The organism is Terriglobales bacterium (assembly GCA_035651995.1).
Lineage (GTDB): Bacteria > Acidobacteriota > Terriglobia > Terriglobales > Acidobacteriaceae > DASRER01.
On sequence record DASRER010000047.1, the window covers coordinates 47,067 to 61,405 of the forward strand.

General features: G+C 64.9%; 12 protein-coding genes. 8 read left to right on the top strand and 4 right to left on the bottom strand.

Annotated elements, in window-relative coordinates:
* Nucleotides 1–639: a hypothetical protein gene (locus VFA60_15990; protein ID HZQ93294.1), complete on the top strand. Its 639-nt coding sequence runs from the start codon at nt 1–3 to the stop codon at nt 637–639.
* A 122-nt stretch (nt 640–761) separates the two neighbouring features.
* On the opposite strand, the gene leuS is transcribed toward VFA60_15990, so the two are convergent.
* Both leuS and VFA60_16000 read right to left on the bottom strand, forming a co-directional pair.
* Nucleotides 762–3,362 carry a leucine--tRNA ligase gene (gene leuS / locus VFA60_15995; protein HZQ93295.1) on the bottom strand — a complete coding sequence of 867 codons (2,601 nt, stop codon included), beginning with the start codon at nt 3,360–3,362 and terminating at the stop codon, nt 762–764.
* 39 nt (nt 3,363–3,401) lie between these two features.
* Nucleotides 3,402–4,388, bottom strand: a complete 987-nt coding sequence (locus VFA60_16000) for a deoxyribonuclease IV (GenBank protein ID HZQ93296.1) — start codon at nt 4,386–4,388, stop codon at nt 3,402–3,404.
* Between the two features lie 49 nt (nt 4,389–4,437).
* On the opposite strand from VFA60_16000, the gene VFA60_16005 reads away from it, so the two are divergent.
* From VFA60_16005 to VFA60_16015, 3 genes are all read left to right on the top strand, one after another.
* Entirely contained in the window at nt 4,438–4,938 is a 501-nt protein-coding gene (locus VFA60_16005) for a hypothetical protein (protein HZQ93297.1), read from the top strand.
* A 60-nt stretch (nt 4,939–4,998) separates the two neighbouring features.
* Nucleotides 4,999–6,069: a 3-deoxy-7-phosphoheptulonate synthase gene (gene aroF, locus VFA60_16010; GenBank protein HZQ93298.1), complete on the top strand. Its 1,071-nt coding sequence runs from the start codon at nt 4,999–5,001 to the stop codon at nt 6,067–6,069.
* 89 nt (nt 6,070–6,158) lie between these two features.
* A complete protein-coding gene (locus VFA60_16015) occupies nt 6,159–7,268 on the top strand; it encodes a YncE family protein (protein HZQ93299.1) in 1,110 nt (369 codons plus the stop codon).
* Nucleotides 7,269–7,281: 13 nt separating this feature from the next.
* On the opposite strand, the gene VFA60_16020 is transcribed toward VFA60_16015, so the two are convergent.
* Nucleotides 7,282–8,004, bottom strand: a complete 723-nt coding sequence (locus tag VFA60_16020; protein HZQ93300.1) for a hypothetical protein — start codon at nt 8,002–8,004, stop codon at nt 7,282–7,284.
* Nucleotides 8,001–9,155 carry a hypothetical protein gene (locus VFA60_16025; protein ID HZQ93301.1) on the bottom strand — a complete coding sequence of 385 codons (1,155 nt, stop codon included), beginning with the start codon at nt 9,153–9,155 and terminating at the stop codon, nt 8,001–8,003. Before VFA60_16025 ends, VFA60_16020 begins: the two co-directional genes overlap by 4 nt.
* A gap of 31 nt (nt 9,156–9,186) precedes the next feature.
* Here VFA60_16025 and VFA60_16030 point away from each other — a divergent pair, with 31 nt between their 5' ends.
* The 4 genes from VFA60_16030 to VFA60_16045 all read left to right on the top strand — a co-directional run bounded on the left by VFA60_16030 (nt 9,187) and on the right by VFA60_16045 (nt 14,233).
* Nucleotides 9,187–10,341, top strand: coding sequence for a UDP-N-acetylmuramate dehydrogenase (locus VFA60_16030; GenBank protein ID HZQ93302.1), 1,155 nt, complete (start codon nt 9,187–9,189; stop codon nt 10,339–10,341).
* Nucleotides 10,342–10,488: 147 nt separating this feature from the next.
* Nucleotides 10,489–12,063: an efflux RND transporter periplasmic adaptor subunit gene (locus tag VFA60_16035; protein ID HZQ93303.1), complete on the top strand. Its 1,575-nt coding sequence runs from the start codon at nt 10,489–10,491 to the stop codon at nt 12,061–12,063.
* An 11-nt stretch (nt 12,064–12,074) separates the two neighbouring features.
* Nucleotides 12,075–12,863, top strand: coding sequence for an ABC transporter ATP-binding protein (locus tag VFA60_16040; protein ID HZQ93304.1), 789 nt, complete (start codon nt 12,075–12,077; stop codon nt 12,861–12,863).
* 131 nt (nt 12,864–12,994) lie between these two features.
* The gene (locus VFA60_16045) at nt 12,995–14,233 is read left to right on the top strand and encodes an ABC transporter permease (protein HZQ93305.1); all 1,239 of its coding nucleotides are present in this window, start codon (nt 12,995–12,997) and stop codon (nt 14,231–14,233) included.
* Nucleotides 14,234–14,339: the final 106 nt, after the last annotated feature.

The window sequence follows — 14,339 nt, forward strand, 5'->3', positions numbered from 1 at the left end:
ATGCGAGCCGATCAAATCGCAAGACGGGCCGCCGCGGCTCTGCTCATTGCGCTGGCGCTCACTTGGGTGTGCGCCGCGCAGAAGAAACCCGCGCGCAAGCAGCCCGCCCCCGCCAGGCCCGCGCCGGCTGCTCCCGCCCAACCCGCCGAACCGGCCCCGGCGAAACCGGCGCTCGACTGCGGGGCCGACCTCGGTTCGCTCGACGTGCGGCTGCATCCGGTGGGCAGCGCGCTCAAGCCGCCCGCGTCGCTGCTGCTCAGCGACGCTTCCGGTGACAAGGCCGGCGTGGACGCCAGCGGCAAGAAGTTCACCGACATCATGGATTCGTCCTATGAGCTGGAGGGGATTGACGACGCGACCACCGGCGCGTCCGGTCCGAAGAGCGTGGTACTGCGCATTGCCTGCCAGCCCGATGCGGGCGAGTACACACTGGAAGTGATCGGTACCAGCTCGGGGGAGTACGAACTGGAAGTCCACGCCCTCGACGTACGCGGCGAGGTGATGGAGTCGAAGCCGCCGTCCATCAAGGGTTCGATCACGGCCGGAGCCGTGCACCGTTTCCTGATGACTTACCCTGCGAGTCCCGGCGTGGCGCTGACGCTGGAGCGCCAGAAGACGGAAGCGGCGCGGGAGAAGTGACTTGCGCCGCACAACAACTTCCAATTACCGCGGATTTGCGCGGATGGTTACGGATCAAGATCTGAACTGAACTTATCCGTGATAAATCCGCGTAATTCGCGGTGAATCGAAGTGGCTTCGAGCTACCGCACCACCACATTCACCAGCTTGTTCGGCACCACGATCGCCTTCACCACCTGCTTGCCGTCGAGCGAGGCGCGGACTCTTTCCTCGGAGAGGGCGCGTTGGCGCACTTCATCCTCGGGACTGTCGGCGGCGATGAGAAAGCGCGCGCGCAGCTTGCCGTTGACCTGCACCGCGATTTCGACCTCGTCTTCCTTCGCCAGAGCGGGATCGTACTCCGGCCATGGATGCTTCAGCAGCGGCGACGTTTCGCCCAGCGTCTCCCAAAGCTCGTGCGCGAGGAACGGCGCGAACGGCGCGAGCAGCAAAACCAGGCTGCGGTGCACGTCGCGCAGCAATGCGGCCGGGATTTGCCCTGCTTCGGCGCCCTCGCCGGTTGCGGATTGAAGCTGGTTCACCAGCTCCATGATGGCGGCGATGGATGTGTTGAAGTGCCAGCGCCCGCCGAAGTCGTCGCTCACGCGCTTGATCGTCTGGTGGAGCTTGCGCTGCAGGGCGCGCGCAGCGGGCGAAAGGTTTTGCATGTCGCCCGCCGCGGCCGCCGGGCGCGGAGCAACCAGCCGCCACGTCTTGGCGAGAAACCGGCTCACGCCCTCGACGCCCGCGTCCTGCCAATCGAGTTCGCGGTCAGGTGACGTGGCAAACAGCGTGTAGACACGCGTGGCGTCGGCGCCATAGCGGGCGACCATGTCGTCGGGCGAGACCACGTTGCCCAGGCTCTTCGACATCTTGGCGCCGTTCTTGATCACCATGCCCTGGCTGAACAGGCGCGTTACCGGTTCGGAGTTGCTCACCAGGCCGATGTCGCGCATGAAGCGCGTCCAGAAGCGCGAATAAATAAGGTGCAGGATGGCGTGCTCGACGCCGCCGATGTACTGGTCGATGGGGAACCAGCGCGCGATCTCTTCCTTGGCGAATGGCGCCTGCTGGTTGCGCGGATCGCAGTAGCGGTAGAAGTACCAGCTCGAATCCACGAACGTGTCCATCGTGTCGGTCTCGCGCCGCGCCGCGCCGCCGCACTGGGGACACTTCACATTGACGAACTCGGGCACGTGACCGAGGGGCGAGCCGCCCTCGAGCGTGATGTCCACCTTGTCCGGCAGCAGGACGGGCAGGTCTTTCTCCGGGACGGGCACAATGCCGTCCTTGTCGCAGTAGACCATCGGGATGGGCGTGCCCCAGTAGCGCTGCCGCGAGATGCCCCAGTCCTTCAGCCGGTAATTCACCGCGGCCTTGCCGAAGCCGTGCTGCTCGGCGTAGGCGGTCATTTTGGCAATGGCTTCGGTGTTGCCCAGCCCGTTGAACGGCCCGGAATTGATGAGCAGGCTGTCCATGTGCGTGTAGGGCAGGACGGGGCCATCGGCGTGCCCGTCCTCGACTGGTTCCGCATTGCGCCGCGGCAGAATCACCACCCGCACCGGGATGTCGTACTTGCGGGCGAACTCGTAGTCGCGCTCGTCGTGCGCCGGGACCGACATGATCGCGCCGGTGCCGTAGTCCATCAGGACATAGTTCGCCACCCAGATGGGAATGCGAGCGTTCCCGCCAGGACCTTCTTCAGCATCGGGCCTTGCCTCGCCGGCGCCGAACGGATTGATGGCGTAGCGGCCGGTGAAGACGCCGTGCTTTTCGATCGCGGCCACGTCGCCCAGTTCACGCCCCTTCTGCTGCTCGCGCAGCAATTCTTCGACCGCGGCGTGCAGCCCCGGATCGTTGCCGATCAGGTCGGCGACGAGCGGATGCTCGGGCGCAAGCTGGATCGAGGTCGCGCCGAAGATGGTGTCAATGCGCGTGGTGAAGACGGCGATCTTGTCGCCCGCCTTCCCGGCGGGCCCCTCGAGCTCGAAGTCCACCAGGGCGCCTTCGCTGCGGCCGATCCAGTTGCGCTGCATGGTGCGCACTTTTTCCGGCCAGTGCTCGAGCTGGTCGAGCCCTTCGAGCAGCTCCTGCGAATATTTCGTAATGCGCAGGAACCACTGCTCCAGTTCGCGCTGCTCGACTTTGGTGTCTTCGTGGCGCCAGCAGCAGCCGTTCGGCAGCACCTGCTCGTTGGCCAGAACGGTGGCGCACAGCGGACACCAGTTCACCTTGCTCTGCTTGCGGTAGGCCAGGCCCGCCTTGTGCATCTGGAGGAAGAACCACTGGTTCCAGCGGTAGTAGTCGGGCAGGCAGGTGGTGATCTCGCGCGCCCAGTCGTAGCTGTAGCCCAGGCGCCTCATCTGCGCCTTCATGTGGGCAATGTTGGCCAGCGTCCAGTCGCGCGGCGGCGTGTTGTTCTTGATGGCCGCGTTTTCCGCCGGCAGGCCGAAGGCGTCCCACCCCATGGGATGAAGCACGCTGTAGCCGCGCATCCACATGTAGCGCGCCAGCGCGTCGCCGATGGAGTAGTTGCGCACGTGCCCCATGTGGAGCGCGCCGGAGGGATACGGCAGCATCTCCAGCACGTAGTAGCGCGGCTTATCGCTCGATTCCGGTTCGGAGCGGTAAAGCGCCGGATCGGCATCGAAGCGCGCCTGCCACTTCTTCTCGATCGGCTGCGGATCGTAGCGGTCGTGCGCCTCGGAACCGCGACGGGCGGATTGGTTGGAACGGTCTTCCATCGCCTTCACAGTGGAATTTTTTATTGTAGCAATTCCGCTTCAGCGCCGCGGACGCCCGGGTCTGTGGCGGGGGTTCGGGACTGACGAGAGCGTCGCTTTGTCGCTCACCAGCTTCTTCAGAGTCTCCACGTTCCTGCGGTCGTCACCGGGCGCGTCAACCGGCGTTTCCGCGATGAAGGCCGCGTGCGCGGTGCGCGGATCGTTGAGCAGGCGGCGAAACGCCGGCAGGCCAATGGTTCCTTTCCCAACGTGCTGATGGCGGTCCAGCCGCGAGCCGCGCGCGGCCTTGGCGTCGTTGCAGTGCCAGACGCGCACGTTGCGCAGGCCCACGGTGTTGTCGAGCAGCTGCATGGTCTGCTCGTAGCCTTCGGGCGAGACGATGTCGTACCCGGCCACGTGCGTGTGGCAGGTATCGATGCAGGCAGCCACGCGAATCAGGCCGGTAAGCCTGGCGATAATCTCCGCCACCTGCTCGAAGCTGCTGCCGAGCGAGAATTCCGAGCCGGCGGTGTTTTCGATCAGCACGGTGAGCTGGTCGTGCTGCGGCACGCTCTCCACCGCCGTGGCGATGCCCGCCGCCACGCGGTTCAGTCCTTCTTCCCTGCCGCTCAGGCCGCGAAACGATCCGGGATGCAGCACCAAATAGTCGGCGCCGAGCGCGGCAGCGCGCTCCACCTCGCCGCGAAAAGCCGCTACTGACCTGGCGTAGAAGTCCATTTTGCCGCCGCCCAGGTTGACCAGGTAGTTGGAGTGGATGACCAGCGGCTTCAGGCCGTACTTTTCGCGCAGGCGCCACATCTCCGCGCACTGCGGCGCGCCGAGCTCGTAGGGCTTCCACTGGCGCGGACTCGATGAAAAAATCTGGAAGGTGTTGCAGCCCAGCCGGTAGGCGCGTTCCGCCGCCGTGGCCGGACCGCCGGCCGTCGAGGTATGGATTCCGATCCGGCGCGAGGTGTGCCGCGGCGGCGTCCTGGGAGCAGGCATCCGCAGGATGTCCTGCTCTTTCGCCATGGAGATGCGTGGCATATTATCATTTGACCACGAGCAGCACGAACGCGCAGGTAAGGATGCTGAAGTGCCCCTCGACCCTGAAACCGCGCATCTGATGGCGCGCGTCACGGCGCGACTCACCGGCGTTACCTTCATTCTCGCCATGGCGCTCGGGGCGCGCGCCCGCCTGCGCCAGGAGTCGCACGATCCGGCGAAAAACGTTTTCGGACTCTTCACGCTGTCGCAAACCGTGCACTACGCAACGGTACTGATGCTGGCGTGGGTGACGGCGGGCGCGAGCATAGCGCAGGCGGGCGGGTGGCGGCTGGTGTTGATCATCGCCGCCGTTTCTTACGCCGGCATGGGGCTGCTGTGGCGCAGTTCGGGACCGGAGGCTGTTCCCGGCGCGCGGCGGACGGCCTACGTATTCGCCGTGCTGTTCGCGCTGATTTACGGCGCGGCCTTCTCGCTCCATCGCTACCAGCTCGACTGGGCGCTGCTGGCGCTGCTCGCGGCCGCGCTCGTCTTCTATGCGCGCTCGTGGTTCGCGCCCCTGCCGGAAAAAGCGCAGCGCGCCGCCGGATGACGGCTCACTGGCGCGCTCGCGCCGCCAAAGTTAAACTGTAAGCTTTATCGGAGTCCTGCCATGCTGGTCGTCATGCAGGCGCACGCTACCGAAGAGCAGGTGCGCGGCGTCTGCGAAAAGATCGAGTCTCTCGGGCTGCGTCCGCACGCCATTCCCGGAGCGCAGCGCGTGGCCATCGGCATCACCGGCAACCGGGGCGAAGTCGAGGCCGGCGGCCTGGAGGAGATGCCGGGCGTCGCCGAAGTCATCCGCGTCAGCAAGCCCTACAAGCTGGTGAGCCGCGACATTAAAGAAGAGGACACCGTCATCCAGTTTCCCGCCTCGGGCCCCAGCCCGGCGGCTACAATCGGCGGACGCGAGCTGGCCATCATGGCCGGTCCGTGCGCCATCGAGAGCCGCGAGCAGGCCTTCGCGGTGGCCGAGCACGTGGCGCGCAGCGGCGCGCGATTCTTCCGCGGCGGCGCCTACAAGCCGCGCACTTCACCGTATTCCTTCCAGGGACTTGGCGAAGAGGGACTGAAGATCCTCGCCGAAGTTCGCGAACGCTTCGGAATGAAGATCGTTACCGAAGCGGTGGACAACGAGTCGCTCGACCTGGTGGAGCAGTACGCCGACGTGGTGCAGATCGGCGCGCGCAACATGCAGAACTTCTCCCTGCTGAAGCGCGCCGGACGCTCGCCCAAACCGGTGCTGCTGAAGCGCGGCATGTCGGCCACGCTCGACGAATTCCTGATGGCCGCCGAGTACGTGATGAGCGAGGGCAACTACAACGTGATCCTGTGCGAGCGCGGCGTGCGCACCTTCGCCGACCACACCCGCAACACGCTCGACCTGAGCGTGGTGCCGGCGGTGCACCGGCTCAGCCACCTGCCCATCGTAGTGGACCCGAGCCACGGCACGGGCAAGCGCAACAAAGTGCTGCCGCTCTCGCGGGCGGCGGTTGCGGTCGGCGCGGACGGGTTGATCGTGGAAGTGCACAACGATCCCGACCGCGCGCTCAGCGACGGCATGCAATCGCTGTATCCCCATCAGTACGAGGAGTTGATCGCCGAAGTCCGGCAGATCGCCGCCGTGGTGCATCGCGACGTGGCGTCCGCGGCCGCCGCCAGCCAGCCCGCGCACGCCCGTTGACCCCAGGCACGCCTCACGCGCAGCGGTTTTCCTTCGTGTCCTTCGTGCGCCCTTTGTTTCCTTTGTGGTTTGGCTTTGCGCTTTTGCTTTTGCTTGCTCTCTCAGCGTGCCGCGAAGGGCCTCCGGCTGACAACCTCCAGGAATTCGCCTACGTCACCAACGGGCGCAGCAACACGGTCACCGTGCTCGACCTGCGGCGTCTCCGCTCGGCGCGCACCATCAACGTAGGACGCGGGCCCACCGGCGTGGCGGCGAACCCGAAGAAGAACGAGGTCTACGCGGTCAACACCGATTCGGACAACGTGAGCTTCATCGATGCCGAACGCAACGTGGTGGTGGCGACGGTGGGCGTGCATCGCCAGCCGTTCTTCATTGACGTGTCCGCCGACGGCCGGCGCGCCTACGTCGCCAATTCCGGTTCGGCCAACGTCAGCGTGCTCGACCTCGACGCGCGCAGGGTCCTGGCCAACGTGCGCGTGGGCGCAAAGCCGGGACTGGCGCGGGTTTCGCCCGACGGGAAAACCGTGGTCGTCTCCAACGCGGGTGACAATACCGTCTCGCTGCTGAACCCATCCGCGCTCGCCGTGCGCTCGACGCTCGATGTCTGCAAGAACCCTCAGGACATCGCCATTCTTCCCGACTCGAGCAAGGCGTTTGTCGCCTGCGCCGATTCGGGCCAGGTGGCCGCCATCGATTTGAAGTCGGACAAAGTGCTCGCCCTGCTCGACGTAGGGCAGACGCCGGTGCACCTGGCGCTCAAGCCGGATGGCGGCGAGATCTTCGTCAGCAACTTCGCCTCCGGGACGATCTCGATCATCGAGACCACCACCAACGAGGTCGCCGGCAGCTTCCTGGCCGGCACGGCGCCGGTGCGTTCCATCGCCAGCGCGGACAATGCGACGCTGTACATCGCCAACTTCGGCTCGGACGCGGTGGCGGTTTACGGCATTGACGACGGCCGCCTGCTGGGCACGATCCCGGTGGGCAGCGGGCCGGACGCGCTGGCGCTCGCTCCCAACCAGAATTTTCTGCTGGTGGCCAACTCGAAGTCGGGTGACGTGGCCTTCGTGCGCACCGCCAAGCTGCCGCGCGGGTCGAAGATCAGCGCCGAACGCTCGCTGTTCACCATGGCGCCGGTGGGACTCGACCCGCGCCAGATCGCGGTGAAGACGTTTGTCTCGAACGCCGCGGCGCGGTAATGGGCAGCCCTTGCTATTCCTCGAAACTCTCCAAATCGGACCAGTTCACGCAACAAAGTTTCTCAAGGGGTTTCGGCGGATTGGCATACGTGACGAGATTCCAGAGTCGATTGCTTGTCACGCCGGAGAGCTGTTTAGGCGGGGACAGCACAAGCCAAGCCGCGGCACCGTGCCTCCGCACAATTTCACTGAGGACATCCTCGACGTTAGCACCTGCCAGATGGAATGGGCCAATCGCGGTCTGGTCCATTATTGGTTCGTGAGAAATTCCGAAGAAACCGCTGGGAGGCACCGGATCCACATTTCTCCTCAACTCCATCCACAGCACTCGGCCAATCTGAACGATATTTGCTTTGGGTGCATCAAATTCCTTGAGACGCACTGAGAGGAGTTGTCGAAGTGGCGCCGCCGGAGAGATTGGGCGGACGACGATCACCCCCCTCACCTCTTCCGATCGGTACTTTGGCAATTGCTTAAGGAGAGCTGGCAAGACATCTTGTATGGTCGCGCTAATCGCCCGAACCGTTACCGGTGCGAGAATGCTCTTGTCCGTGACAATGACCCCTATTGGACGCCTGTAAACCTCCCCAAGTCTTATAAGGGCGTCCAGGGCTGAAGCATCGCGCACGATGAAATCGCTCCGAAATACTGGCCGATCCTGAGCGAACCCGGAAGACACCAATACCATGCAAGCAACGGCGAGCAAAACACACTGGCGTCCCCTAACAATCATCATTGGCCATTCCAAGCTACGGAGTTACACCGCAGCGCAATGCTATTGGGGAGCAGAACTGGTACACCCCCGTAGAAAAGCACCTGAGTCAGGTCGGTCTCGCCCGTCCCGCCGCTGCCGCAGACTGACGAGCAGAAGTAAAACTCATCCAGAAAGATACCTGCATCGTGGGTTGGCCCCGAGCCCGTCTGGATGTTTCCGACCGGAAGGTTAAGGCCGTTCTGACCGGCTGTGACGACCTCTTCGATGTTAACGTTGTCCCTGACAAAAACAATCCCGAATTGGTCTGCAACTCTCTCCCAAATTAGGCGATCCCAGCCTGCATAGCCAGCAGGGCAGGCATTCGGTCGTGAGAACTGTGTTGTCACGAGGGCTCCTCGAAATGGGATCCTCACATACAAGAAGCCCAATTGAGCTCGCATCTGTTCGCGCGGGCAATGATGCGACTCATAGCCGTCGCCCTTGGGGACGAGACCGCTTGCGTTCGACTGTGTCTGTCCCGCGGATACGCCGTGCGCCGTAGCGGCCGATAGGGTTGCAATGGATGTGTCGCCACTAGACCATGTGTCGTAATACTGGGTGACGTCCTCCCACTCCAAACTGCAGGCATTGTGGCCGCGCACGGTGAGATACGCGTCCTCACCAACCCCAAAGGCTAAGGAGTCGGGGTCGATGAAGGCCGAATCATAGCCACAGCACATCATGCAGCCATATGCGAGATGCCCAAGGGTCTTGTCAAGGGCGACCTTTCCCTCAAAGAGGCTGCCAGCATTCTCACCCCCAAGATCGCGAAGGTCATATGTACCGCTTGTTAGGCCTGCTGGAAGCTTGTTGCCGTTCTTGTCGGGGACACTCTTTTGAATCAGGTCAGCGAAGTTGAGCCACATCTGATCACCGGCGGCGATAGGTTGCTCAATGACGTAGTTGGAAGTGCCACCGTTGTAGTGCAACGTTAGTCTCGCCGTGGTTTGTTTGCTACCTCCGTTCGTGATCGCGACGATGGAGTTGTGGGTCGCGTCCACTTGCCATTGGCCGCCGGCCCAAAAGGGTGCGAGCTGGTCGTTAAACGGCGTTTGCGCGCCGTAGCGGCCAGTGCTGTCGTAGCTGGAAGCAATTGCCATGAGGTCATCGGGCTTCGCGCCGTTGCTGCTCAAGCTCACTAGCGCCCAATGCGCGTCCGGAGGAATGCTGAGCGCCCGTCGCTACACCGTGAAGGGTTTTCCATCTGAGAACCTCTGCGTTCTCTGCGCCTCGGCGGTGAAGCTTTTGCTTTATTCTTCCCACGTGGTCATCCAGGAAAACGTTCCCTTGGCGCCGCTGACTACGCTGAAGGTCGGCGGGCCGGCGCGCTACTTTGCGCGCGCAACGTCGGAGCAGGACGTGACCGCGGCGGTTTCGACGGCGCGCGAGCGCGGCTGGCCGCTGTTCATCCTGGGAGGCGGCAGCAACGTGGTGATCGCCGACGCCGGATGGCCCGGGCTGGTGCTGCACATCGCCGTGACGGGGCTGGACCATCGTCGCGAGAACGGCAAGGTCGTCTTCGAAGCGGGCGCGGGCGAGGAGTGGGACACCTTCGTCGCCTACGCCGTGAAGCACGACTGCGCGGGCGTGGAGTGCATGAGCGGCATTCCCGGCACGGTGGGCGGCACGCCGGTGCAGAACGTGGGCGCCTACGGGCAGGAAGTTTCCGAGACGATCAGCGAAGTGCGCGCGCTCGACACCGAGCGGGGCAGCGTGGTCGATCTATGTGGCGAGTCCTGCGGCTTTGCCTACCGCACGAGCATCTTCAACACCGTCGCCAAGGGGCGCTACATCATTACGCGGGTCAGCTATGCGCTCGTTTCCGGCGGCGCGCCGAAGGTCGAGTACGCCGACCTGAAGAACTTCTTCTCCGGACGCGGCGGCACGCGCACGCTGCAGGAAGTGCGCGACGCGGTTCGCCAGGTCCGCCTGCGCAAGGCCATGCTGATCGTGGACGGCGACGAGGACTCCCGCAGCGCCGGGTCGTTCTTCAAGAACCCGCTGATCAGCCAGGCCGAGTACGAACAGCTCGCGGCCCGTGCCGCGGCACGCGGGCTGACGCCGCCTGCCCGCTTCCCCACGCCGCAAGGCGTGAAGGTGCCAGCCGGCTGGCTGGTGGAGCAGGCCGGCTTCGCCAAGGGCACGGCGCGGGGACGAGTGGGCATCTCGCGCCGCCACGCCCTCGCCATTGTCAACCGGGGCGGGGCGACCGCGGCCGAGGTGGCCGCTTTAAAGGATGAAATCCAGCGCCGCGTGGAAGACGTTTTCGGCGTTCGGCTGCAGCCGGAGCCGGTTTTTGTGGGTTTCGGGCCCGCCTGAGCGAAAAAACAAAGAGAGAGGCTGCTTTCTCCAATCCAGACCGCAACTTAAGGGCACCTTTTGGGGTTTTTACTGGCGGCCCTGTGTGCCAGAATGTGACTTTCTTTTTTGGCCGCCAACGAATCCAAAAAGGGTGGGGAACAAACAGTGAAGCTCTCGAAGAAATGGCTGGCGATAGCGGGCGCGGTGATCGCCATCGCGCTGTTCGCGGCCTTCGGCCTGAACAAAAAGGACAAGACCCAGTACTTCACCCAGAAGGTGGAGCGCGGCGACATTCGTGAAGTGGTAGAGGCCACCGGCACCATCAACGCCGTCACCACGGTTCAGGTGGGCTCACAGGTTTCCGGGACCATCGCCAAGTTGTACGTTGATTTCAATTCCAGGGTGAAGAAGGGACAGGTGGTCGCCGAGCTCGACCAGTCCCTGTTCCGGGGAACGCTCTTGCAGGCGCAGGCCGACCTGGCCAACGCCCGCGCCAACCTGGCGGCGGCCAAGGCCAACCTGGTGAAAGCGCAGGCCACCGCCACCCAGACCAAGGCGGACTACGAGCGCACTCTCGGTCTGACCAAAGAGGGCGTGATGAGCCAGCAGCAGCTCGACCTGGCCAAGGCCAATGCGGATACGGCCGTGGCCGCGGTTGACGCGGCGCAGGCGCAGGTCACGCAGGCCGCGGCGCAGGTGCAGCAGAAGTCGGCGGCGGTCGAGGTGGCGCAAACCAATTTGAACTACACCGTCATCAAGGCGCCGGTGGACGGCGTCGTCGTGGCGCGCAACGTTGACGTTGGGCAGACGGTGGCGGCGTCGCTGCAGGCGCCCACCCTGTTCATCATCGCGCAGGACCTGACCAAGATGCAGGTCTACACCGCGACCGACGAGTCCGACGTGGGCATGATGCGCCCCAACCAGCCGGTCAGCTTCAAGGTTGACGCCTTTCCGCGCGACACGTTCCGCGGGCGCGTATCGCAGGTGCGCATGAACGCCACCACGGTGCAGAACGTGGTCACGTACACCACGGTGGTGGACTTCGATAATCCCGACCTCAAGCTCTTCCCCGGAATGACGGCGTACGTCACCATCCCGGTCGCGACGGCGACCGACGCGCTCCGCATCCCGAACGGCGCGCTGCGCTACAAGCCTGATATGCCGGCCGCCGACCTGCGCGCGCTGTATCAGAAATACGGCATCCCGGTGCCGGGCGGCGGACGCCAGCAGGCCGCTGGACAAGGCCAGGGCCAGAACCAGGACCAGCAGGCGCAAGCGCAGCAGCCGCAGTCAGGCCAGCCGCAGGGCGGCGACCAGAGCGGCCAGGGCGCCATCGGGCAGCAGGGCGGCCAGGGCGGCGGGCAGTTCCGCCGGAATGGCGGCGGCCAGTTTGGCGGCGGCGGCCAGTTTGCCGGACGCCGGCAGGCAGGGGCCGGAGGCGGCCAGCCCGGCGGCGGCGCCGAGCCCGGCGGAAACAGCGGGGGCAACTCCGGCGGCGGCAAGCGCGAGCAGCGCACCGACGTAGCGGTGGTGTGGAAGCTCGGGGCCGACGGCAAGACCATCCAGCCGGTCCGCGTGCGCACCGGAATTACCGACCATACGGTCACCGAGATCACGCAGGTGTTGAACGGCGAGCTGAAGGAAGGCGACAACGTGGTGGTCGGCGCATCTGGCGGCAGCAGCGGACCGCGGTTCACTGGCGGTCCGGGCGGCGGGCCGGGCGGAGGCCTGAGGCGCTAAGGGCGTCCGCTATGGCCACCACGCTCCAGGCAAACGCCGGACAGGCGCCGGCGGCGACCCACGCCGCCGTCATCCGCGTCGAAGACGTCCACAAGTACTACGAGCTGGGCGAAACGCGCGTGCATGCCCTGCGCGGCGTCACGGTCGAGATCACGCGCGGCGAATTCGTCGCCATCATGGGCGCCAGCGGCAGCGGCAAGAGCACCTTCATGAACCTGCTCGGCTGCCTCGACAAGCCCTCTTCGGGCCACTATTACCTCGACGGCACCGACGTTTCGCAGTTCAGCAAGCAGCAGCTGGCCGCGATACGCAACCGCCGCATCGGGTTCGTGTTCCAGGGATTCAACCTGCTCTCGCGCACCACCGCATTAGAAAATGTCGAGCTGCCCACGCTGTACTCCAAGCTCGACAGGGTCGAGCGCGAGAAGCGTGCCCGGGCGGCGCTGGAAATGGTCGGACTCGGCCAGCGCATGGACCACTTCCCGTCGCAGCTCTCCGGCGGGCAGCAGCAGCGCGTCGCCATCGCCCGCGCGCTGGTGAACCAGCCGGCCATCCTGCTGGCCGACGAGCCCACCGGCAACCTTGACAGCCGCACGTCGGTCGAGATCATGGACATCTTCCAGCAACTGAACCAGGAGCGCGGTCTGACCATCGTGCTGGTGACGCACGAGCACGACATTGCCCAGTTCGCCAAGCGCAACATCGTCTTCCGCGACGGAAAAATCCGCCGCGACGAGCTGGTGCAGGACCGGCCCATCGCGCACGAAGTGCTGAAGACGATGCCGACGATTGAGGACTGAACGATTGGTGATTGGGTGATTTGGAATTTGGCAGTCAGCAGTTAGCATTTGGCCCCTGAAGGGCACGGGCCCGGACGGCCAAATGCCACATGCTAACTGCCGGGCGACGATGAGTCGCAGAACGAGATTCTATGGATTTACTCGCTACACTTCGCATCGCATTCCGCGCGCTGGCGCGCAACAAGATGCGCTCCATTCTGACCATGCTGGGCATCATCATCGGCGTGGGCGCGGTCATCGCCATGGTCGGACTGGGGCAGGGCGCGAACGAACAGGTGCAGAAGCAGATCGCCGCCATGGGCTCCAACGTCCTGTTCGTGGGCTCGGGCACGGTGAGCCGGGGCGGCATGATGATGGGCTGGGGCGCCACCAAGACCCTGGTCTATTCCGATATGCAGGCGATCCTGCGCGAGTGCCCGGCGGTGGCCGCGGCGGCGCCCATCGCCAGCTCGCAGGCGCAGGTGGTGTTCGGCAACGACAACTGGTACACGCGCGTGACCGGCACCGAGCCGCAGTACATTGACGTCCGCGCCTGGCCGATCGCCGAAGGCGACATGTTCAACCGCGGCGACGTCGACACCGCCTCCAACGTGGCCGTGATCGGCGAGACGGTGCGCAAGAACCTGTTCGGCGCCACCGACCCGATCGGCCAGACCATCCGCATCAAGAACCTGCCCTTCCGCGTGGTGGGTATTCTCGTCCCCAAAGGGCAGTCGGCGGGCGGCATGGGCCAGGACCAGGACGACACCATCATTGTTCCCCTGACCACGCTGCAGAAGAAGATCACCGGGCAGGACTGGCTGCAGAACATCATGGTTTCGGCGGTGTCGCGCGAAGCCAGCTTTACCGCGCAATCACAGATCGAAGCGCTGCTGCGCGACCGCCACCGCATCCGCCCCGGCCAGAGCGACGACTTCTTCGTCCGCAACCAGGCCGACGTGGCGGAAATGGCCGACCAGACGGGTAAAGTCATGACGCTGCTGCTGGCCTCGATCGCCAGCGTATCGCTGCTGGTGGGCGGCATCGGCATCATGAACATCATGCTGGCGACGGTGACGGAGCGCACGCGCGAGATCGGCATCCGCCGCGCCCTGGGCGCCAAGCGGCGTGACATCGCACTGCAGTTCCTGATCGAGGCCATCGCCCAGACCACGGCGGGCGGCCTGATCGGGCTGGTCGTCGGCCTGACAGTGGCGTTCGGCGTGCCGCTGTTGGGCCACTTCCTGGGCTTCCACCTGCCGAGCCGCTTGCACCTGCTGTCGATGTACATCTCGATCGGCGTGGACATGGCGGTCGGCGTGCTGTTCGGCCTCTACCCGGCGCTGCGGGCGGCCTACCTCGACCCGATCGAGGCGCTGCGGCACGAGTAGCGGGGGACCGCGACCGAAAAGGCGAGCGTCACCATCCCGGACGCTGCCGGCCTCGGACCGAGCCCCCTAAAGGGGGCTTGCCGCGCAGCGTCTAGGCCCGCCCTTC

Coding starts and splice junctions, on each gene's coding strand:
- aroF (HZQ93298.1), top strand. CDS start 4,999: ATGCTGGTCGTCATGCAGGCGCACGCTACCGAAGAGCAGGTGCGCGGC.
- VFA60_16030 (HZQ93302.1), top strand. CDS start 9,187: ATGCTGAGCGCCCGTCGCTACACCGTGAAGGGTTTTCCATCTGAGAAC.
- VFA60_16020 (HZQ93300.1), bottom strand. CDS start 8,004: ATGATGATTGTTAGGGGACGCCAGTGTGTTTTGCTCGCCGTTGCTTGC.
- VFA60_16045 (HZQ93305.1), top strand. CDS start 12,995: ATGGATTTACTCGCTACACTTCGCATCGCATTCCGCGCGCTGGCGCGC.
- VFA60_16040 (HZQ93304.1), top strand. CDS start 12,075: ATGGCCACCACGCTCCAGGCAAACGCCGGACAGGCGCCGGCGGCGACC.
- VFA60_16000 (HZQ93296.1), bottom strand. CDS start 4,388: ATGCCACGCATCTCCATGGCGAAAGAGCAGGACATCCTGCGGATGCCT.
- leuS (HZQ93295.1), bottom strand. CDS start 3,362: ATGGAAGACCGTTCCAACCAATCCGCCCGTCGCGGTTCCGAGGCGCAC.
- VFA60_15990 (HZQ93294.1), top strand. CDS start 1: ATGCGAGCCGATCAAATCGCAAGACGGGCCGCCGCGGCTCTGCTCATT.